The sequence below is a fragment of the Acutalibacter sp. 1XD8-36 genome, from assembly GCF_009917525.1.
Taxonomy (GTDB): Bacteria; Bacillota; Clostridia; order Oscillospirales; family Acutalibacteraceae; genus Acutalibacter.
Genome location: NZ_QZDU01000003.1, coordinates 21,248 through 40,635 on the forward strand (window position 1 = coordinate 21,248; position 19,388 = coordinate 40,635).

Genomic DNA, 19,388 nt, shown 5'->3' on the forward strand with positions numbered 1-19,388 from the left:
CTGCGGGTGGAGTGCGTTCCACCCGCTTTTTCCGTAAGGACTGAGGATATCGCTTGATGGAGGTGCTGAACATTAGCAGCAAGGAACTGCAGATTAACGAACAAATCCGCGACAGGGAAATCAGGGTCATCGATTCCGACGGCTCCCAGCTGGGGATAATGCCGTCGAAAAAGGCTATGGAGCTCGCGGAGCAGAAGAATCTGGACCTGGTGAAGATTGCCCCCCAGGCGACCCCGCCTGTGTGCAAGATTATCGACTACGGCAAGTACCGCTTCGAGCAGAGCAAGCGGGAGAAGGAGCAGCGCAAGAACCAGAGGGTGGTGGAAATCAAAGAGGTGAGGCTGTCGCTGAACATCGACACCCACGACTTTGAGACAAAGAAAAACCATGCCCTGCGCTTTATTGCCGAGGGAAACAAGGTCAAGGCCTCTATCCGTTTCAGGGGCCGCGAGATGGGCCATCCGGAGCTGGGGCAGGAGATAATGAAACGCTTCGCCGAGGCCATGGAGGAAGCTGCCAACGTGGAGCGCCAGCCGAAGCTGGAGGGGCGCACCATGCTGATGTTCTTGGCGCCTAAGCCGACAAAGTAAGCCGCCCGACCCCTTTAAGCCGGGGAGGGGCGCTTAAGATTAAGGAGGAATAAAGTATGCCTAAACTGAAGACTCACAGCGGCGCTAAAAAGCGCTTCAAGCTCTCGAAAAACGGCAAGGTGATTCGCGCCCATGCGTTCACCAGCCACCTGTTCAACGGCCACGGAAAGACCCCTAAGGTCAAGCGCCACGCAAGGGGCACCACTGTTACCGACAAGACCAACACTGCCGCTGTCAAGCGGATGCTGCCCTATAAATAAGAGACAGGGAAACTGCGAATCAAATTGGAACATGCTCCGGGCCGGATAAGGGGCCCCGGGCAGGCCGGGAAAGGATTGAGAAGCTATGGCAAGAGTAAAGGGCGCGATGATGACGCGCAAGAGAAGGAAAAAGGTACTGAAGCTGGCGAAGGGATACTGGGGTGCAAAAAGCCGCCACTTTAAAATGGCCAAACAGGCCGTAATGAAGTCCGGCAACTATGCCTACATCGGCCGCAAGCAGCGTAAGCGCGACTTTAGGCGCCTGTGGATTACCCGCATTTCCGCGGGCTGCCACATGAACGGCACTAACTACTCCACCTTTATGAACGGACTGAAGAAGGCCGGGGTAACGCTGAACCGGAAGATGCTTTCCGAGATCGCCATTGCCGACCCTCAGGGCTTTACCGCCCTGGTGGAGAAGGCCAAGGCAGCACTGTAAATTGCCCGCCGCGCCATGCGGCACCCGCGCCTGAGGCTCTCTGCCTTGGGCGTTTGTATTCCTGCCGGAAGGAGCGGGACTGCGCCGCGCCGGTTTCGGCTAGTTTCCTGAGGAAGGAGAAGGCCTATGGAGACCATAACCAGCCGCCGCAACCCTGTTATAAGGGCCGCGGCGGGGCTGCTGGGTTCACCCAGGGAGCGCCGGGAGCGCCGGGAGTTCATCTGTGAGGGGGCCAGGCTCTGCCGTGACGCGGCGGCGTCTGGCGTAAGGATAAAGGCCTGCTTTTTTACACCGAAGGCCGGGGAAAAGTACAGGGAGTACCTTGAGCCGGTGCTGAAGGCTGCGGGGGCTGGATACATGATAGAGGAGCCGGTGGCGGCTCTGCTCTCGGACACCAAGCACCACCAGGGGGTTTTCTGCCTGTGCGCCTGGCCGGAATGGAAGCAGGCCGGTCCCGGGGGGCCGTGCCTGGTGCTTGAGAACATACAGGACCCGGGGAATCTGGGGACTATCCTCCGGACAGCCGAGGCTCTGGGGCGGTACAGGGTCTTCCTGCTGGGGGACTGCTGCGACCCGCTTTCGCCGAAGGCCCTGCGTGCGTCTATGGGCGCGGCCTTCCGGCTGGGGCTTGGCGCTGAGAGCTCCGCCGGGAAGCTTTTAGGGCGGCTCAGAGCCGAGGGCTATAGAACCCACGGGGCGGTGCCTGACAGCGGGGCACTGCTGGTCACCGGCATAGACTTTGGAAGCGGGCTGCACGCGGTGCTCATCGGCAATGAGGGCAGCGGGCTTATGGAGGGGACCGCCGGACTCTGTGACGACCTTATCACCATACCCATGGGAGGGCGGGCAGAGTCCCTGAACGCGGCGGCTGCGGCTACGGTGCTCATGTGGGAGCTCAGCCGCGGCAGTATGAAGGGAGGCGTATCCTGAGTTGGAAAATATAGTATTTTGGATGTGGGCCCAGCAGGCCTTCGGGGTGGGGAGCGGCAGGCCATGGCATATTTATAAGAGCTTTCCCGGCGGGCTTGAGGGCTTCTATAGAGAGGGTGCAAGGTGCTGGAACAGGCTTGACTATGTGTCCGAGTCCCAGGCGGCGGCACTGGCGGCCTGCACCCTTGAGGAGGCCATGGTGCGCCTGGACTGCGCCATGAGGCTGGGCTGGCAGGTGGTAACGCCGGAGTGTGAGCAATATCCCGGGGAACTGAGGAATATTTCTGACCCTCCTGCGGTACTGTATAGTAAGGGCGCGAAGCTCGGGGAGCTTTCGGGGCCGAGGATAGCGGTGGTGGGCGCGAGAAAGGCCGTGCCCGAGAGCCTTGACGCTGCAAGGGGCATTTGCTACAGGATTTCAATGTCCGGCGGCACGGTAGTCACCGGGGAGGCCTCGGGAGTGGACGGCTGCGCCATGGAGGGGGTCATAAGCGCCAGGGGCAGGGCGGCCTGCGTCCTGGCGGTGGACCTTACAAGCTCCTATATGGCCACGACCAGCCATCTGCGAAAAAAGATTTTAGACCTGGGCGGAACGCTTATTACAGAGTATTTCTCCCAGAATAAGCCGGACAGGGGCGGGTTCCAGCTGCGCAACAGGCTGATAACCGGGCTCTGCCGGAAGGTGGTGCTTGTGCAGGCGGCTGAGAAAAGCGGCACGATGATATACGCCCGCCACGCCGCGAAGCAGGGCCGGGAGCTTTTTGTGTTCCCGGGGCCTGAGGATGCTGAGGAATTTGCCGGGAGCAGGAGGCTGCTTAAAGAGGGGGCCTCCCCGGTAATTACAGGCGGCGAGGTGCTGGGGGCAGGCGCGCCGGCTGAAGGGCCCGGGCCAGCGATAGCCGAGCCGGCTTTTCAGGAGGCGCCGCCGGGCAGGGAGGAGCCTTCTGTGAAGGGGCTGCCTTCGGAGCAGCAGGCGGTGCTTGACATGCTATATGGCGGGGAACGGACCGTGGACGAGCTTGCAGAGGGCTGCGGCATGGAGGCCGGGAAGCTTTTAAGGCTGCTCACCCGCATGGAGCTTGCAGGGCAGATAGAGAGCGCACCGGGGCGCAGGTACCGGCGGCTGGCAGCCCGAAAATTTAAGAATAAAGGAAACGGATAGATATATGTCTAAACTAGTGATTGTGGAGTCGCCCTCAAAGGCGAAGACCATTCAGAAATATCTCGGGCCCGACTATGAGGTAGTGGCCTCTATGGGCCATGTGCGGGACCTGCCGAAAGCCAGGCTCTGCGTGGATGTGAAGGACCATTTTAAGCCCAAGTACACCATAATAAAGGGCAAGGAGGCGCTGGTAAAGGAGCTGAAGGCGGCGGCGAAGAAGTCCGACGGCGTGCTGCTGGCTACCGACCCTGACAGAGAGGGCGAGGCCATCTCCTGGCATTTGGCGTACATTCTGGATTTGCCGGAGGACGCCCTTGACAGGGTGACGTTTAACGAGATAACCAAGACCGGGGTGGCCGACGGCATGGCTAACCCCCGGGCCATTGACATGGACTTGGTAAACGCCCAGCAGGCCCGCAGGATTCTTGACAGGCTGGTGGGCTATACCCTAAGCCCATTTTTGGTGAAGACCATCAGGAAGGGCCTCTCCGCCGGGCGGGTGCAGTCTGTGGCGGTGCGCATGATTGTGGACCGGGAGGAGGAGATAAGGGCCTTTGTGCCGAAGGAATACTGGAGCATTGACGCGAAGCTCACGGCCCCCCCGGCAAGGGTCGTGTTCCCCGCGGCTTTCTATGGGGATGAGAGCGGGGAGATTGAGATTGCCAATAAGGAGCAGGCGGACGGTATTTTAGCCGAGCTCCAAAATGAGGAGTTTATAGTGGGGCCGGTGAAGAAGGGCAGGCGCAGCCGCCAGCCCGCGCCGCCGTTTATCACCTCTACCATGCAGCAGGAGGCCTCCAAGCGCCTGGGCTTCCAGGCCTACCGCACCATGCGGGCGGCCCAGGAACTCTATGAGGGCGTGGACATTGAAGGCCAGGGGGCTGTGGGCCTTATCACCTATATGCGTACCGACTCGCTGAGGGTTTCTGAGGACGCCATAAGGGACGCGGCCCAGTTCATAGAGGGGCGCTGGGGGGAGAAGTACCTGCCGCCAAAGCCCAGGCACTATAAGTCCCGGGCAGGGGCCCAGGACGGGCACGAGGCCATACGGCCCTCCACTATCAGCCTCACCCCCGAGCAGGTGAAGGACTCCCTCACTGCCGACCAGTATAAGCTGTATAAGCTCATATGGGAGAGGTTTATCTCCAGCCAGATGGCAAACTGCGTGCTGAATACCACCCAGGCCACTATAAAAGCGGGGAGGTATATCTTTAAGGCCAGCGGCTTTAATGTGAACTTTGAGGGCTTCACGGCCTTGTATGAGGAGACCAAGGAGGACGACGAGAAGGCAGGGAAGGATTTGCCGCCGCTTGAGGAGGGGATGAAGCTCAGGGTGCGGGAGGTCTTGGGCAACCAGCACTTTACACAGCCGCCCCCAAGGTACACAGAGGCCTCGCTGATAAAGACCCTGGAGGAGAACGGAATCGGCAGGCCCTCCACCTATGCAGCCACCATCTCCACCATCACCATGCGGGAGTATGTGACAAGGGAGGGCAAGGCCTTTAAGCCCACAGAGCTGGGTGAGGTCATCACCGGGCTTATGAAGGAGCAGTTCCCGAAGATAGTGAACGTCCGGTTTACCGCCCAGGTGGAAGACGATTTGGATGCGGTACAGCGGGGGGACGAGGAGTGGGTGGACACCCTTCAGAGCTTCTATGACGACTTTGACAAGACCGTGCAGAAGGCAAAGAAGGCCATGGACGGTGTGAAGATACACCTGAAGGAGGACGAGACCGACGAGATATGCGATAAGTGCGGGCGGCCAATGGTGGTAAAGCACGGGCGCTTCGGCAAGTTCATCGCCTGCTCGGGGTATCCGGAGTGCCAGAATATAAAGAAGATAGTGAAGCCCACCGGGGCGGAATGCCCCAAGTGCGGGGGGAATATTATAGAGCGCAAGTCCAAAAAGGGCAGGGTGTTCTACGGCTGCGACAGATACCCCGAGTGTGACTTTGTGAGCTGGGACCCGCCAAGCCGCGAGAAATGCCCGGTCTGCGGCAAGGTGCTTTTGCAGAAGAAGACTAAGGATAAGCGGCTCTACTGCGTAACAGAGGGCTGTACATTCCCGGGCAGGGAGCCCAAGGAGTAGATTATGGAGAGCATAACCGTTATAGGCGGGGGACTGGCAGGGTGTGAGGCCGCCTGGCAGATTGCGAGGCAGGGCGTGGGGGTGAGGCTGCTTGAGATGAAGCCGGAGAAATTTTCCCCCGCCCATAAGAGCCGGGGGCTGGCGGAGCTGGTCTGCTCAAACTCACTAAAGGCCGCGCGGACAGAGAGTGCGGCCGGGCTCCTCAAGGAGGAAATGCGGCGGCTGGGCTCTCTGCTGATGGACTGCGCCGGAAAATGCCAGGTGCCCGCAGGGGGTGCGCTGGCAGTGGACAGGGACGAGTTCTCAAGGCTGGCAACTGAAGCCATAGAGAATGAGCCGCTTATAGAGCTATGCAGGCAGGAGGCCGAGAGTCTGCCCGAAGGGGTGGCGGTCATAGCCAGCGGGCCCCTGACTTCGGACGGGCTGGCAGCCGGAATAGAGAGGCTCTGCGGCGGGAGGCTGAGCTTTTTTGACGCGGCAGCTCCTATTGTTACGGCGGAGAGTATAGATATGTCAAGGTGCTTTGCCGCCTCAAGGTACGGGCGGGGGGACAGCGACTATATCAACTGCCCTATGAACAAAGAGGAGTACGAGAGCTTTATGGGGGAGCTTTTGAAGGCGGAGAGGGCGCCCCTGCACGGCTGCGACACGGCCTCCCCAAAGGTCTATGAGGGCTGTATGCCCATAGAGGTGCTGGCCTCAAGGGGGCTCGACGCTGCCAGGTTCGGTCCGATGAAGCCGGTGGGGCTTGTGGATCCAAATACCGGGCACAGGCCCTGGGCCGTGGTGCAGCTGCGCACGGAGAACAGGGAGAAGACCCTTTATAACCTGGTGGGCTTCCAGACAAATTTGAAGTTCGGGGAGCAGAAGCGGGTGTTCGGAATGATACCGGGGCTTGCAAACGCCGAGTTCATGCGCTATGGCGTAATGCACAGGAATACGTTCCTGGATTCCCCAAGGCTCCTGAACGGGGATTTTTCCATGAGAGAGAGGCCGGAGCTTTTCTTTGCCGGGCAGATGACCGGCGTTGAAGGGTATATGGAGTCGGCGGCGTCGGGAATGCTGGCGGGGCTGAACGCCGTGAGAAGGCTTAGGGGGCAGGACAGCCTTGTGCTGCCAGATACCACCATGATGGGGGCGCTGAGCCGGTATATATCCGGGTATGAGGGGAAGGATTTCCAGCCTATGGGGGCGAACTTCGGCATACTGCCGCCCCTTGGCGCCCATATCAGGGACAAGCGGGAGAGGTACAGTGAGCTTGCACAGCGGGCTCTCAGGGACCTGGAAAGGAGCGTAATATGCGCATTATAGTTGACGGTTTCGGCGGGGACAACGCCCCGGGGGAGATACTGCTGGGCTGCGCCCGGGCGATGGATGTGCTGGGCATAGATATAAGCGTGTCGGGGGATAAGGACAAGCTTTTGAGGAGCGCAAGGGAGCTGGGGATTGAGGGCAGCTTTAACAAAATGGAGGTCCTGCACTGCACGGATGTGCTCACCATGGAGGACGACCCGGAGAGCGTACTCAAATCAAAGTCCGAAAGCTCCATGGCTGTGGGTATGCAGGCCCTGAGAGAGGGCAGGGGCGACGCCTTTGCCAGCGCCGGGAACAGCGGGGCCCTGGCCTTTGGGGCCACAATGATAGTCAAGAGGATTAAGGGCGTGAAGCGGATAGCCTTCGCGCCGGTGCTGCCCACGGCAGGCACGCCATTTATGATATCCGACGGCGGGGCGAACGTGGTGTGCCGGGCGGATATGCTGCTGCAGTTCGGGATTATGGGCTCGGTGTACATGGAGAAGGTCATGGGGGTCAGGAGCCCTCGGGTGGGCCTTGTGAACGTGGGCACAGAGGAGCATAAGGGGGACGACCTGAGAAGGGAGGCCCACGAGCTTTTGAAGGGCTGCGGCGGGATAAACTTTATCGGGAACATAGAGCCGAGGGACATTCCCTATGGCGTGTGCGACGTGGCTGTTGCCGACGGCTTTACTGGGAATACCGTGCTGAAGCTCTACGAGGGCACGGCCCTTGCCATGATGGGCATGGTGAAGGATATCTTCAAAAAGTCTTTAAAGAACAAGCTGGCCGCTGGTATGATATACGGGGATTTGCAGGGGCTCAAAAAGAATATGGACTATAACTCATATGGCGGCGCGCCCCTTATAGGGGCCTCGAAGCCGGTGTTTAAAATGCACGGCAACGCCAAGGCCTACGCGGTACAGAGCGCCCTGAAGCTTGTGCGGGATTGCACGGAGTCGGGGTTTGTGGAGGCTATAGCAGCGGAGCTTGGGAAGAAGGAGCAATAAGTTTTGGGAGGTGCCGGGATGAGGCCACTGGAGGAATACGAGAAGCTGATAGGCTATGAGTTCAGGGATAAAAAGCTGCTGGAGACGGCGCTGACCCATTCCTCATATGCCAACGAGCATAAGACCGACAGCTATGAGCGGCTGGAGTTTTTAGGGGACTCGGTGCTGGGATTTGTCACAGCTGAATATCTCTACGGGAACCTGGAGGGCCTTTCCGAGGGCCAGCTCACGAAAACCAGGGCGGCTTTGGTGTGCGAGAAATCCCTCTGCGGGTTTTCAAGGTCTCTGGAGGTGGGGAGCTTCCTGCGGCTGAGCCACGGCGAAATGCACTCCGGCGGGCGGGAGCGGTCCAGCATACTGGCGGATGTGTTCGAGTCCACCACCGCCGCCATCTATCTTGACAGCGGGGGGATTACAGCCGCAAAGGAGTTTATTCTGCGATTTATAATCCCTGCCGCAAAGACCAGGGGGCAGAAGGCCTTTAAGGACTATAAGACCACCCTGCAGGAGATAATCCAGCAAAACCCGGAGGAGCGGCTTGTGTATGTGCTCACAGGGGAGAGCGGGCCGGACCATCAGAAGCATTTTACAGTTGAAGTGCACCTTAACAGCAACGTGATAGGCAAGGGCGGCGGCAGGAGCAAGAAGGAGGCCGAGCAGCAGGCCGCCCGGGAAGCCCTGGAGCTGATGGGCTACTGATGGGCAGGCACGCGAATATCGCAATATTTGTGCCCCATTTAGGCTGTCCGCGCCAGTGCAGCTTCTGCGAGCAGAGGACAATCACCGGGCAGGTGAGGGAGCCGGGGCCGGAGGATGTGCTCTCGGCGGCAGATACGGCAGTCAGGTTCCTTAAGAACTGCTCAGAGGCCGAAATAGCCTTCTTTGGTGGGAGCTTTACTGCCATTGACCGGGGGTACATGCTCTCGCTGCTGGAGGCGGCCAAATTGGCCGTGGAGCGGTACGGCTTTAAGGGGGTCAGGTGCTCTACCCGACCGGACGCCATAGACCATGAGGTGCTGGACATCCTCAAGGAGCATAGGGTCACTGCCGTGGAGCTGGGGGCTCAGTCCATGGACGATGGCGTGCTCACAGCCAACAGGCGGGGGCATACCGCCGGGGATACAAAAAGGGCTGCCGGGCTTATACGCCGGGCGGGTCTGGAGCTGGGCCTTCAGATGATGACCGGGCTCTATACCGATACGGACGAAAAAGCCCTTGAGACTGCCCGGGAGCTCATAGCGCTGGGGCCGGTGACCGCGAGGGTATACCCCACCATGGTGCTGCCGGGGACAGAGCTGTGCAGGCTCTATAATGAGGGGCTTTACAGGCCGCAGGAGCTGGGCGAAGCTGTGGAGCTCTGCGCGAAGCTCCTGGAGCTCTTTGAGGGCGCGGGAGTGAGTGTGATACGCATGGGCCTGCACCCCGGGCAGGAGCTGGAGGAGCGGATGGTGGCGGGGCCGTACCACCAGGCTTTCCGGCAGCTGGTGGAGAGCAGAAGGTTTCTTAAAAGGCTCCTTGCAGGGCTGGGAGAGCCGGGGGAGTATAGGGTGTCGGTAAACCCCAGGGACATCTCCACGGCGCTGGGCCAGGGCAAGGAGAACGTAAGGCGGCTGAAGGCCGAAGGTTACACGGTGACGTTTATACAGGACGAGAGCGTCCCGCGAAGCGGGGTAAAAGTTTCGTCAACCTTTTTAAAGGTTGCAGGGGTCTTGGGGGCAGAGCCCCCGAGCCGCCGGAGGCCGTAACCCTACACAAAAAATTCAGGCATTTCACAGAGTGAAATGCCTGGCAGAAACCTTAAAACGCCCCTTTAACTTCCGTATAGTCCACCCATAAGCTATAGCTTTTAGTGGTGAACCTAAGCACCGCGAAATTCTCAGCCTCCGGCCCAGAGAAATGGTCTGCAAGGCCATCGTACCACATTTCGCGCTTGGTCTCTAGGTCGGTGCATACCTGGACCTCGCCCATAAGCGCGATGTGGTACATGTGGTCGCCGTCCAAGTTAAGGCATAAGCAGGCTTTAGGGTTTGCGCGGAAACGCACAGAACTGGGCGCGCCAACCCCGGTGCAGAGGGTGAGCCAGCGGATGCCGTCGTGCTTAGAGATACTGATGGTGGTGGTGGCCGGGCAGCCGTCGGAGTCTATGCCGGTAAGAGTGCAGTAGTTGGCAGCGCGGATGCGCTGGTCGATGATGGCTCCGGCTTTTTGGATGATTTCCTGAGTGTTTGGCATTGTAATGCCCTCCTTTATGGGTTTATGCTTGTATTATAGAGGATGAAACATGACAACAGTATGTCGTGTTTATGAGAGGAGAAAAAATAATGGGCAGACAGAAGCTGATAATTTTAAGCGGCTCGCCCTGCGTGGGCAAGAGCACAGCGGGTGATTTGCTGTTTCAGATGTATGAGAACTCAGCGTATCTTGACGGGGACTGGTGCTGGTGCGTAAACCCTTTTAAGCTGGACGACCCCAGGCTCCGGGAGGGGGACAGGGCCATGTCCGCGGTGCTGTCCAACTATCTCAGGCTGAGCTTTGACTATGTGGTGTTCTGCTCAGTAGTTGCAATGTATGAGAATATCCGCGAGGGCATACTCGGGGATATCACTGAGGAGGGCTATCAGGTGATAGGCTTCACGCTGACCTGTTCGGAGGAGACCCTGAGGGAGCGGCACAAGCATAGGGGCGATAAGAACGAGTGCTCCATGGAGTGGCTGAGGCTGCCAAGCTATCCGGGGGACCATGTGATTTATACCGACGGAAAGTCCCCGAAGGAAGTGGCGCTGATGATGAAGGAAATAATTGACGGCTATGGAGATTAGGACCGGGGACCTTATCCTGCGCACAGCGGGGCCTGAGGATATAGGGGAGATATCCCGCATGTGGGACTTTGAGAAGGGGGCTATTTCCCGGGACGAGGCCGTGAAGGTGCTGGAGCGCATGGGGGAGAACCATAGGAGGAATACCCCCGGAAGCATATGGCATTTATGCCTGGCGGTCACAAAAAGGGAGGAGTCCGGAAGGATAATAGGCTGGTGCGGGCTGGACGGCACATCGGGGGAGGAGCTGCACATTTTCTACTCCATTGAACCCGATTACAGGGGCAGGGGATATGCGTTCCAGGCCGCCCGGGCAGTGCTGGGCTATGCCTTTACCAAGGCCGGGGCGCCATTTGTGAACGGCGGCTGTGACAAGGACAACCGGGCCTCATACCGGGTGATGGAGAAGGCCGGTATGAGGCGGGCGGGGGAGAATGAGAACGGCGACCCGATTTTCTATTTGAGCAAGGAGACTTACCTAGATGATATTAAAATCGCTGGAGCTGCAGGGCTTCAAGACCTTCCCGGATAAAACTACGCTCTCCTTTGAAAGGGGCATCACCTCGGTGGTGGGGCCTAACGGCAGCGGAAAGAGCAATATAAGCGACGCCATGCGCTGGGTGCTGGGGGAGCAGTCACTAAGGTCCCTGCGCTGCTCCAAGATGGAGGATGTTATCTTCGGCGGCACGCCTGAGAGGAGGGCCCAGGGCTTTGCGGAGGTCACCCTCACCATAGACAACGCCGACCGGGCGCTGCCCTTTGACAACGACCAGGTGGCTATAACCCGGCGTTACTACAGGTCCGGGGAGAGCGAGTATCTTATCAATAAGAGCACCGTAAGGCTTAGGGACATAAACGAGCTGTTTATGGACACGGGCCTTGGCCGGGACGGCTACTCCATCATAGGCCAGGGCAAGATTGACAGTATCGTGGCGGCGAAGTCCGAGGATAGGCGGGAGATATTTGAGGAGGCGGCGGGGATTTCCCGCTACCGCTACCGCAAGGAAGAGGCCGAGCGCAGGCTCTCGAGGGCCGAGGAAAACCTGGTGCGCCTAAGGGATATTCTCAGCGAGCTTGAGGGCCGGGTGGGCCCCCTTAAGGAGCAGGCGGAGAAGGCCGAGAAGTTTATAGAGTACGACAGCGAGAAGAAGGGCCTGGAGATAGGGATTTGGCTGGAGACCCTGCGGCGGTCCGCCCAGGGCATTAGGGAGCACCAGGACAAGATAGCCCTTGCCGGGTCCCAGCACAGGGAGATAGAGAAGGAGCTGGAGAGGATATCCCAGCGGGCCGAGGAAAACCTGCGGGAGGTCAACGGCTGTACGGCGGCTATGGACGAGGCGAGGACCCAGGCGGCCTCCTTGGACGAGCAGGCTGTCAGGGCCGAGGGCGAGGTGGGGCTTCTTGAGAGCGAGATTGCCCATAACGCCCAGGACGTTTTGAGGCTTGAGGGGCAGATAGAGGCGGCAAGGCAGTCCAGGGCCGACACAGAGCGGGATATAGCCGGAAAGCGCGTCCAGGCCGGGGAGCAGGAGCGGCGCATAGCCGAGAGCCAGCAAAAGCTCAGCGATTTTACCCTCACCCTTGAGGAGCTTAGAAAGGGTGCGGACCAGGCCACAAGGGAGATAGAGCTGGCTGCGGCGAAGCTGGCGGGGGTCAACGCAAGCCTCTCTGAGGAGCGGGTGCGGATAAGCTCGGCCCAGTCCTCTATGGAGGAGATACTGCGAAGGGCCGAGGCCGTGGATGAGAGCGTCCGGCAGGCGAAGGAGCGTGAGGAGGCCGCCGAGAGGGAGGGCCGGGAGCTCACGGAACTGCTGGAGGGCATAGAGCGGGAGATAGCCGCAAAGGAAAACGCCGTTAAGGGCTACCAGATGAGGCTTGAGAGCCGCAGAAGGAAGGTGCAGCAGAACAAGGACGAGGTGGACAGGCTGACCCTCGACACCAACGAACAGCTCCGCCGGGCAAAGCTCCTGGAGGACCTGGAGCGGAGCATGGAGGGCTTCGGGCAGAGCGTTAAGGCCGTTATGCGTGAGGCCGGGCGGGGAATGCTCAGAGGAATCTGTGGGCCGGTGACAAGGATAATCAAGGTGCCGGGGGAGTACGCGGTGGCTGTTGAGACTGCCCTTGGCGTGGCAATGCAGAATGTGGTGGTTGAGACCGAGCAGGATGCCAAGGCAGCTATCGGGCTCTTGAAGCAGAGGGATTTGGGCAGGGCGACCTTCCTGCCGCTGACTACGGTGAAGGGCCGGACCATAGACGCCAGGGAGATGGAGCAGATTCCGGGGTTTGTGGGCGTGGCCTCAGAGCTCTGCAGCTGTGAGGAGCGGTTTGCAGGGGTCAAGGACTCCCTGCTGGGCCGGGTGGCAGTTGCGGAGGATTTGGACAGCGCCGTTGCCATAGCCAGGCGCACCGGGTACAGGTACAGGGTGGTGAGCCTTGACGGCCAGGTGGTGAACGCAGGGGGCTCGCTGACAGGCGGCTCCAGGGCAAAGAACTCCGGACTGCTCAGCCGCGCCGGGGAGATTGAGAGAATTAGGGCGAAAGCGGCGGGGCTAAAAGAGCAGACGGATAAAGCTGCCCAGGCGTTGAAGGAGAGCCAGCAGGAGCTGTCCTCCTGCGAGGCCCAGCTGGACGCGGCCCAGGGTGAGCTTGGCACGCTGCAGGACGAGCGCACCAAGGTGGGCGCGGAGCTTGCCCAGGCCGGACGTGAGCTGGCGGCTGTGCGGCAGAGCGCGGGCGAGCTTCTGAAGGAGCGCTCCACTGCCCGGGAGCGTCTGGAGGCGCTGAATAAGTCCCAGGCCGAGAGCAGGGAGCGTCTGGAGGCGCTGGACAGGGAGGCGAGGGAATGGCAGGAGAGGAGCCAGGCCCTCACCGGCAACAGGCAGGAGCAGCTCGACAGGTGTGACGAGATAGGCGAGACTGTGCAGGCTTTGCGCATGGAGGAGTTTTCCGCGAGGAAGGACCGGGACGCGCTGCTTGAGGGGATTGCGGAGCTTGAGGCCAGGCTGAAGGACTCCACCGGGGAGCAGGAACGGCTGAAGGCCGAGATAGCGGTCCTTGAGGAAAAGAGCAGCGGGCTCAGGGAGGATATCTCAAGGCGTAAGGAACAGATAGAGGACCTGAGGGGCTCAGCCAGGGACAGGCGGGCCCAAATCCAGCAGCAGGCCGAAAGGCGCGCGGAGCTTGAGCGGGAGTCCTCGGAGCTGAGAAATGCCGAGAGGGACACACTGGCCCGAAGGGAGAGCGCCGCCGGGGAGCTGGCAAGGCTCCAGGAGCGGGCGGGGAACCTTCAGAAGGAATATGACGGGCTGATGAACCGGCTCTGGGAGGAGTATGAGCTCACCAGAAGGGAGGCCGAGGAGGTCGCCGAGGAGATAGAGGACCTGCCGAAGGCACAGAGAAGGCTTTTGGAGCTCAAGAACATGATAAAGTCACTGGGCGCGGTGAACGTGGGCGCTGTGGTGGAATATAAGGAGGTGTCGGAGCGCTATGACTTCCTCGGCAAGCAGGTGGGCGACGCAGAGAAGTCCAAAAAGGAGCTGCTGGATTTGATAACCCAGCTTACCGGGGCCATGCAGGAGCAGTTCATAGAGCGCTTCGGGAAGATAAATGAGAATTTCGGGCATATCTTCAGGGAGCTTTTCGGCGGGGGAGCGGCGGAGCTCAGCTTCTCCGACCCTGAAAATGTACTTACCTCGGGGATAGACATAAAGGTGCACCCGCCGGGGAAGATAGTCACACATATAGAGTCACTGTCCGGCGGTGAAAAGGCGCTGGTGGCAATATCCATATATTTTGCAATCATGCGGGTAAACCCGCCGCCTTTCTGTGTGCTGGACGAAATAGAGGCGGCCCTTGACGATGTGAACGTCACAAGGTTCGCCCAGTACCTGAGGAGGATGACAGGCAAGAGCCAGTTTATCACCATCACCCACAGGCGCGGCACTATGGAGGGGTCGGACATGCTCTATGGGGTGACTATGCAGGACCAGGGCATATCAAAGCTTCTGGCGCTGAGGACGGACGAGGCGGCGGAGTACGGGTCGTAGGGTAAAATCGGAAAAGGAGAGTCATTATGGGAATCTTTGAAAAAATACGGCAGGGCCTTAAAAAGACCCGGGACAGCATATCCGGGCAGATAGCCCAGATGGTGAACTCGTTCACCAGGATTGACGAGGAGCTTTTTGAGGAGCTGGAGGAGCTTCTGGTCATGGGGGACGTGGGCATGGACACCGCGGAGTTTATCACCGGGGAGCTGAGAAGGGTGATAAAGGAGAAGGGTATCACGGACCCGGCGCTGATTATGGACGAGCTGCAGGGGATAGTGGCGGAGATGCTTTCCGGGGACTGCTCCCTGCATACAGACACAAAGCCCTCGGTGATACTGGTGATAGGCGTGAACGGCGTGGGCAAGACCACGGCTATAGGCAAGCTCTCGGCAATGCTGAAGGTCCAGGGGAAGTCTGTGATACTTGGCGCCGCCGACACATTCAGGGCGGCAGCTATAGAGCAGCTTGAGGTATGGGCACAGCGGGCAGGGGTGCCTATGATAAAGCAGGGTGAGGGCTCGGACCCGGCCGCGGTGGTGTTCGACACCATAGCCGCCGCGAAGGCCCGGGGCTGCGATGTGGTCATCTGCGACACGGCGGGCAGGCTGCACAATAAGAAAAACCTTATGGACGAGCTGGGCAAGATTTCCAGGATAATCGATAGGGAGCTGCCCGGCTGTGACAGGGAAAACCTGCTGGTGCTGGACGCGGCTACAGGGCAGAACGCCGTAAACCAGGCCAGGGAGTTCATGGGCGCGGCGGGGATAACCGGAATCGTGCTCACAAAGCTGGACGGCACCCCGAAGGGCGGCGTGGTGCTGCCAATAAAAAGGGAGCTGGGCCTGCCGGTAAAGTTTATCGGCGTTGGGGAGCAGATAGACGATTTGCAGCCCTTTGACCCCGGGGCATTTGCGGCGGGGCTCTTTAATATGGAGGAGCCGAAGGCGGCGGAGCCTGCCGCCGTACAGGAGGCCGTGGAGGTCCGGGAAGAGCCCGCCCAAGCTGAGCCGGAGCCGGTGCCTGCTGAAGCCGAGAGCCCTGAGGAGAGGCACGCCCGCTTCAGGCGGTTTGCCGAGGCGCTTATGGCGCGGCTGGATGAAAATGAGGGCGTCCGGGATATGCTGCCGGAGCTCAGGTCCTGGCGGGACGACAGGGAGCTTGACAGGGACGACCAGAGGCTTGTGAGGAATCTGCTGCTCACGGCTGAGAAGCGTGAGCGGTAATATAGAGGAGGGTGATTTCATGAAATATGTTATAGCGACACATAATAAGGGAAAGCTCGTAGAGTTCCAGCGGCTGCTGGAGCCCATGGGCATAGAGGCCGTGACCATGGACATTGAGGAGCCAGAGGAGACCGGGACTACCTTTAGGGAGAACGCCTTTATAAAGGCAGAGGCCGCCTGCCGGGAGACCGGCCTGCCGGCTGTTGCGGACGACTCCGGGCTGTGCGTGGACTATCTGGACGGCGCGCCGGGGATATACTCGGCAAGGTTCGCCGAGCCGGGAAAGAGAAGGCTGACTGTGCTGGAGAAGCTTAAGGGCGTGCCGGAGGAGCAGCGGGGGGCCCACTTTGTGAGCGCGGTATGCTGTGTGTTCCCCAACGGCGACAGGATAGAGGCCGAGGGGAAGTGCTTTGGCAAAATAGCCTTTGAGAGCCGGGGTGAGAACGGCTTTGGCTACGACTCCATCTTCCAGCAGGGGGAGGTCACCTTCGGGGAGCTGAGTGCAGAGGAGAAGGACGAGCGCAGCCATAGGGGGCATGCCTTTGCGGAATTTGAGAGGAAGCTGAGGGAATACCTTGGGAAAACTGAGAAATGAGGGATATATTTTGACAAGCAAGCAGCGGGCGTATCTGCGCTCATTGGCCGTAAACGAGGATACGATACTCTATGTGGGCAAGGCGGGGCTGGGCCCGGAGGTCTTTAAGGAGGCCGGGGACGCTCTGAAAAAGCGGGAGCTCATAAAGGGCCGGGTGCTGCCGGAGACCTGCCCCAGCTCGCCCAGGGAGGCCGCCGAGGAGATAGCGGGGGCCACAGGCAGCGAGGTCGTCCAGGTGATAGGCAGCCGGTTTGTGCTCTATAAGCCGGACCCGAAAGAGCCTAAAATAAAGCTGCCCAAATGAGAATAGGGGTTTACGGCGGGACATTTAACCCCATACACCTGGGGCATTTGCATATTTTAAGGGAGTTCATAAAGCGGCTGGAGCTACAGAAGGTGCTGCTCATCCCCGACGGCACGCCCCCCCATAAGGCGGCGGAGGACCTTGCGGCTCCTGAGGACAGGCTGGAGATGTGCAGGATAGCCACAAGAGAGCTTCGCATAGTTGAGGTAAGCCCTATGGAGCTGGAGCGCCCGGGGAAAAGCTATACAAGCGACACACTGACAGAGCTCCATAGGCTCTGCCCCGGGGACGAGATGTACTTCCTCATGGGGGAGGACATGTTCCTGACGGTGGACAGATGGCACGACGCGGGGACGATACTCCGGCTGGCGGTGCTCTGCGCCTCCCCCAGAAGTCCCGAGGGCCTTGGGCGGCTGCTTGGGAAGGAGCGGGAGCTCATTGAGCTGGGTGCAAGGTGCAGGGTGGAGGATATACCGTTTCTGGATGTGTCGTCAACTAGGGTGAGGGAGCTTGCCGGGGCCGGCGGGGATATATCCGGGCTTGTGCCTGATGGCGTGGCGCGGTATATCAGGGAGAAGAGGATATATGGAGGTATATAAATTATGAAGCTTGAGGAATATGAGCCGAGGGTAAAGGAGCGGCTGAGCGAGGGCAGGTTCTACCACAGCCAGTGCGTGGCTGAGTGCGCGGCACGGCTTGCGGAGAAATACGGCGCGGACGTGGAGAAGGCGCGGCTTGCGGGGATACTCCACGACGTGATGAAGGACACGGAGCCTGGGGAACAGTTGAAAATCATAGAGCAGTCTGGTATAATACTCACAGAGGCCCAGCGGCGCAACACGAAGCTCTGGCACGCCATATCCGGCGCGGCCTACGCTGAGCACGTTCTGGGGGTCTCCGACAGGGAGGTTCTGGACGCCATTGCCTGCCATACCGGCGGCAAGGCCGGAATGACTGTTTTGGACAAGGTGCTCTTTGTGGCGGACTATATCTCCGACGACCGGGACTATGATGGCGTTGAGGAGATGAGGATGGACGCTGAGAGCAGCCTTGAGGAGGCGATGGTTGAGGGGATTACCTTCACCATGCAGGAGCGCATGGGGGAGCGTATGACTATGGAGCCCAGGTCCATTGACGCTTATAATGAGGCGGTATGGATACTGGAGGAAAGAGAAAGGATTAAGCAGATGGAAGGCTATGAGATTGCAAAGAACGCGGCCAGGCTCCTGGACGAAAAGAAGGCGGAGGACATCGTAGTGATAAAGATAGACGACATTACGAGCCTTGCGGATTATTTCGTCATAGCCAGCGGGCGCAGCAGCACACATATGCACAGCCTCTCCGACGAGCTGGAGGAGAAGCTGAAGATGAGGAAGGTTGAGCCCCTGAGGGTGGAGGGCTACCGCTCGGACAACTGGGTGCTGATGGACTATAATAATGTTGTGGTGCACATATTCACCCAGGAGGGCAGGGATTTTTACAGTATAGACAGGCTGTGGTCCGACGGGGAAAAAATGAAGTGGCAGGATATTTGTAATGAGGACTGAGAAGCAGCGGGAGCTGGTAGAGAGCCTCTTGGAGCCGCTGGACCCTTCGGCCAGGGACGTTTATATGGAGCTTATATCTCACCTGTCGGGCATGGGGTACAGCCCGAAAAAGCAGAGGGCTGCAATAGTGTTCACCTGCAAGGAGCATAATAAGCAGCTGGTGAAGATAGGCCATGACAAAAAGGGGGAATTGTATTTCGCCCTGAGGTTTTCGGCCTGCAAGGGGTACTCGGAGCGCTTTGGGGAGATAGTGAAAAAGGTCCTGGGCGGGGAAAACTATAAGGCCCCGGGCTGTATGGAAAATGGCGAGGACTTCTGCAAGGGCCCGATAGAGCAGCGGCTGTATACCTATGAGCTCCCCGACGGCAGCAAGCGGTATTACTGTGGGGCGAAGGCCCTGGCAATACCGGATATTTCCAGGGAGGACATCCCGGAGATAGAGCGGCTGATGGAGGAGGAGCACAGGTTTTTGATGAAGTACGAGGCGGCAGGGAAGGATTTATGACGGAAAGGGAATTTTACCATGTAGTGACGGAGCGGCCCATGAAGCCGGGCAAGCTCATACTGTTTGAGGGCACAGGGCACAGCGGGGTGTATACCCGGGTTATGGACAAGCTGGGGATGGTGGAGAAAATATACGCCGACCCCAGGGCCTTCAATGGTGTGGAGCTGGAGCACCACACGGCGGTGGCCCTTAGGGAGCTTGCAATGGAGCAGGTGCGAAAGGAGTCCTTTCCGCAGTACCCGTCCAGGATGGCCTGCCTGTATGTCTCCGAGACCCTGAAGGAGGCGGAGGATTGGGCGGAGTTTTTCGCCGGGGACTGCCAGCGGCCCACCTACAGTATAGTGAGGCTGACTGTCCGGGGCAGGATATTTGCGGGGGATGCCTGCAACTGCTTTGACGGCACGCCTGACAGGGAGCGGAACCTGGAGCTTGCCAGGAACTACTGGCTCAATGGGCCGAATAGCGCGGGCAGGCCGGTCAAGGAGCTGCTGGTGGACGGAGACATCGAGGTGGCAGAGATTGTCCGGGAGATAAACAGGAATATTCCATAGAGAAGGGGCCCGGGGCAGGGGACTGCCG

At 59.5% G+C, this 19,388-nt stretch carries 20 protein-coding genes and 1 pseudogene; 20 read left to right on the forward strand and 1 reads right to left on the reverse strand.

Features of this window, described 5'->3' with window-relative positions:
* Positions 1 to 56: 56 nt before the first annotated feature.
* From infC to D5270_RS06670, 10 genes are all read left to right on the forward strand, one after another.
* The gene (gene infC, locus D5270_RS06625; protein ID WP_202612323.1) at positions 57 to 590 is read left to right on the forward strand and encodes a translation initiation factor IF-3; all 534 of its coding nucleotides are present in this window, start codon (positions 57 to 59) and stop codon (positions 588 to 590) included.
* 56 nt (positions 591 to 646) lie between these two features.
* Entirely contained in the window at positions 647 to 850 is a 204-nt protein-coding gene (rpmI, locus tag D5270_RS06630) for a 50S ribosomal protein L35 (RefSeq protein WP_066539144.1), read from the forward strand.
* An 85-nt stretch (positions 851 to 935) separates the two neighbouring features.
* A complete protein-coding gene (rplT, locus tag D5270_RS06635) occupies positions 936 to 1,289 on the forward strand; it encodes a 50S ribosomal protein L20 (RefSeq protein WP_161472250.1) in 354 nt (117 codons plus the stop codon).
* 126 nt (positions 1,290 to 1,415) lie between these two features.
* Positions 1,416 to 2,219, forward strand: coding sequence for a TrmH family RNA methyltransferase (locus D5270_RS06640; RefSeq protein WP_166543361.1), 804 nt, complete (start codon positions 1,416 to 1,418; stop codon positions 2,217 to 2,219).
* Position 2,220: 1 nt separating this feature from the next.
* On the forward strand, positions 2,221 to 3,381 hold the full coding sequence (locus D5270_RS06645; protein WP_166543362.1) for a DNA-processing protein DprA: 1,161 nt from the start codon (positions 2,221 to 2,223) through the stop codon (positions 3,379 to 3,381).
* A gap of 4 nt (positions 3,382 to 3,385) precedes the next feature.
* Positions 3,386 to 5,470, forward strand: a complete 2,085-nt coding sequence (topA, locus tag D5270_RS06650) for a type I DNA topoisomerase (protein WP_166543363.1) — start codon at positions 3,386 to 3,388, stop codon at positions 5,468 to 5,470.
* Between the two features lie 3 nt (positions 5,471 to 5,473).
* The gene (gene trmFO / locus D5270_RS06655; protein WP_166543364.1) at positions 5,474 to 6,781 is read left to right on the forward strand and encodes a methylenetetrahydrofolate--tRNA-(uracil(54)-C(5))-methyltransferase (FADH(2)-oxidizing) TrmFO; all 1,308 of its coding nucleotides are present in this window, start codon (positions 5,474 to 5,476) and stop codon (positions 6,779 to 6,781) included.
* Positions 6,769 to 7,773 (forward strand): phosphate acyltransferase PlsX, encoded by a 1,005-nt coding sequence (gene plsX / locus D5270_RS06660; RefSeq protein ID WP_166543365.1) that lies wholly within the window; start codon positions 6,769 to 6,771, stop codon positions 7,771 to 7,773. The genes trmFO and plsX overlap by 13 nt, the downstream gene beginning before the upstream one ends.
* An 18-nt stretch (positions 7,774 to 7,791) precedes the next feature.
* Entirely contained in the window at positions 7,792 to 8,472 is a 681-nt protein-coding gene (gene rnc / locus D5270_RS06665) for a ribonuclease III (protein ID WP_207709320.1), read from the forward strand.
* Positions 8,472 to 9,518: an elongator complex protein 3 gene (locus D5270_RS06670; RefSeq protein ID WP_166543366.1), complete on the forward strand. Its 1,047-nt coding sequence runs from the start codon at positions 8,472 to 8,474 to the stop codon at positions 9,516 to 9,518. The genes rnc and D5270_RS06670 overlap by 1 nt, the downstream gene beginning before the upstream one ends.
* A 52-nt stretch (positions 9,519 to 9,570) precedes the next feature.
* Here D5270_RS06670 and D5270_RS06675 read toward each other — a convergent pair whose 3' ends face one another.
* Positions 9,571 to 10,005, reverse strand: coding sequence for a pyridoxamine 5'-phosphate oxidase family protein (locus tag D5270_RS06675; protein WP_166543367.1), 435 nt, complete (start codon positions 10,003 to 10,005; stop codon positions 9,571 to 9,573).
* Between the two features lie 71 nt (positions 10,006 to 10,076).
* On the opposite strand from D5270_RS06675, the gene D5270_RS06680 reads away from it, so the two are divergent.
* The 10 genes and pseudogenes from D5270_RS06680 to D5270_RS06725 all read left to right on the forward strand — a co-directional run bounded on the left by D5270_RS06680 (position 10,077) and on the right by D5270_RS06725 (position 19,360).
* Entirely contained in the window at positions 10,077 to 10,592 is a 516-nt protein-coding gene (locus D5270_RS06680) for an AAA family ATPase (RefSeq protein ID WP_207709321.1), read from the forward strand.
* Positions 10,582 to 11,121 (forward strand): GNAT family N-acetyltransferase, encoded by a 540-nt coding sequence (locus D5270_RS06685; protein WP_166543369.1) that lies wholly within the window; start codon positions 10,582 to 10,584, stop codon positions 11,119 to 11,121. The genes D5270_RS06680 and D5270_RS06685 overlap by 11 nt, the downstream gene beginning before the upstream one ends.
* Positions 11,072 to 14,635, forward strand: a complete 3,564-nt coding sequence (smc, locus tag D5270_RS06690) for a chromosome segregation protein SMC (RefSeq protein ID WP_166543370.1) — start codon at positions 11,072 to 11,074, stop codon at positions 14,633 to 14,635. The genes D5270_RS06685 and smc overlap by 50 nt, the downstream gene beginning before the upstream one ends.
* 26 nt (positions 14,636 to 14,661) lie before the next feature.
* Positions 14,662 to 15,564: pseudogene (gene ftsY, locus D5270_RS06695) on the forward strand (signal recognition particle-docking protein FtsY); the annotation flags it as partial.
* Between the two features lie 313 nt (positions 15,565 to 15,877).
* Positions 15,878 to 16,453, forward strand: coding sequence for an RdgB/HAM1 family non-canonical purine NTP pyrophosphatase (gene rdgB / locus D5270_RS06700; protein ID WP_166543372.1), 576 nt, complete (start codon positions 15,878 to 15,880; stop codon positions 16,451 to 16,453).
* Positions 16,454 to 16,460: 7 nt separating this feature from the next.
* A complete protein-coding gene (locus D5270_RS06705; protein WP_166543606.1) occupies positions 16,461 to 16,757 on the forward strand; it encodes a YhbY family RNA-binding protein in 297 nt (98 codons plus the stop codon).
* A complete protein-coding gene (gene nadD, locus D5270_RS06710; RefSeq protein WP_166543373.1) occupies positions 16,754 to 17,356 on the forward strand; it encodes a nicotinate-nucleotide adenylyltransferase in 603 nt (200 codons plus the stop codon). The genes D5270_RS06705 and nadD overlap by 4 nt, the downstream gene beginning before the upstream one ends.
* A gap of 3 nt (positions 17,357 to 17,359) precedes the next feature.
* Positions 17,360 to 18,304 carry a ribosome silencing factor gene (gene rsfS / locus D5270_RS17110; RefSeq protein ID WP_166543374.1) on the forward strand — a complete coding sequence of 315 codons (945 nt, stop codon included), beginning with the start codon at positions 17,360 to 17,362 and terminating at the stop codon, positions 18,302 to 18,304.
* A complete protein-coding gene (locus D5270_RS06720; RefSeq protein ID WP_166543375.1) occupies positions 18,294 to 18,809 on the forward strand; it encodes a hypothetical protein in 516 nt (171 codons plus the stop codon). The genes rsfS and D5270_RS06720 overlap by 11 nt, the downstream gene beginning before the upstream one ends.
* On the forward strand, positions 18,806 to 19,360 hold the full coding sequence (locus D5270_RS06725; protein WP_166543376.1) for a DUF2441 domain-containing protein: 555 nt from the start codon (positions 18,806 to 18,808) through the stop codon (positions 19,358 to 19,360). The genes D5270_RS06720 and D5270_RS06725 overlap by 4 nt, the downstream gene beginning before the upstream one ends.
* The last annotated feature ends 28 nt before the right edge of the window (positions 19,361 to 19,388 follow it).

Excerpts from the sequence above, each read along its gene's own strand:
- infC (WP_202612323.1), top strand. The coding sequence starts at position 57 with ATGGAGGTGCTGAACATTAGCAGCAAGGAACTGCAGATTAACGAACAA.
- rpmI (WP_066539144.1), top strand. The coding sequence starts at position 647 with ATGCCTAAACTGAAGACTCACAGCGGCGCTAAAAAGCGCTTCAAGCTC.
- rplT (WP_161472250.1), top strand. The coding sequence starts at position 936 with ATGGCAAGAGTAAAGGGCGCGATGATGACGCGCAAGAGAAGGAAAAAG.
- D5270_RS06640 (WP_166543361.1), top strand. The coding sequence starts at position 1,416 with ATGGAGACCATAACCAGCCGCCGCAACCCTGTTATAAGGGCCGCGGCG.
- topA (WP_166543363.1), top strand. The coding sequence starts at position 3,386 with ATGTCTAAACTAGTGATTGTGGAGTCGCCCTCAAAGGCGAAGACCATT.
- trmFO (WP_166543364.1), top strand. The coding sequence starts at position 5,474 with ATGGAGAGCATAACCGTTATAGGCGGGGGACTGGCAGGGTGTGAGGCC.
- plsX (WP_166543365.1), top strand. The coding sequence starts at position 6,769 with ATGCGCATTATAGTTGACGGTTTCGGCGGGGACAACGCCCCGGGGGAG.
- rnc (WP_207709320.1), top strand. The coding sequence starts at position 7,792 with ATGAGGCCACTGGAGGAATACGAGAAGCTGATAGGCTATGAGTTCAGG.
- D5270_RS06670 (WP_166543366.1), top strand. The coding sequence starts at position 8,472 with ATGGGCAGGCACGCGAATATCGCAATATTTGTGCCCCATTTAGGCTGT.
- D5270_RS06675 (WP_166543367.1), bottom strand. The coding sequence starts at position 10,005 with ATGCCAAACACTCAGGAAATCATCCAAAAAGCCGGAGCCATCATCGAC.
- D5270_RS06680 (WP_207709321.1), top strand. The coding sequence starts at position 10,077 with ATGAGAGGAGAAAAAATAATGGGCAGACAGAAGCTGATAATTTTAAGC.
- D5270_RS06685 (WP_166543369.1), top strand. The coding sequence starts at position 10,582 with ATGGAGATTAGGACCGGGGACCTTATCCTGCGCACAGCGGGGCCTGAG.
- smc (WP_166543370.1), top strand. The coding sequence starts at position 11,072 with ATGATATTAAAATCGCTGGAGCTGCAGGGCTTCAAGACCTTCCCGGAT.
- rdgB (WP_166543372.1), top strand. The coding sequence starts at position 15,878 with ATGAAATATGTTATAGCGACACATAATAAGGGAAAGCTCGTAGAGTTC.
- nadD (WP_166543373.1), top strand. The coding sequence starts at position 16,754 with ATGAGAATAGGGGTTTACGGCGGGACATTTAACCCCATACACCTGGGG.
- rsfS (WP_166543374.1), top strand. The coding sequence starts at position 17,360 with ATGAAGCTTGAGGAATATGAGCCGAGGGTAAAGGAGCGGCTGAGCGAG.
- D5270_RS06720 (WP_166543375.1), top strand. The coding sequence starts at position 18,294 with ATGAGGACTGAGAAGCAGCGGGAGCTGGTAGAGAGCCTCTTGGAGCCG.
- D5270_RS06725 (WP_166543376.1), top strand. The coding sequence starts at position 18,806 with ATGACGGAAAGGGAATTTTACCATGTAGTGACGGAGCGGCCCATGAAG.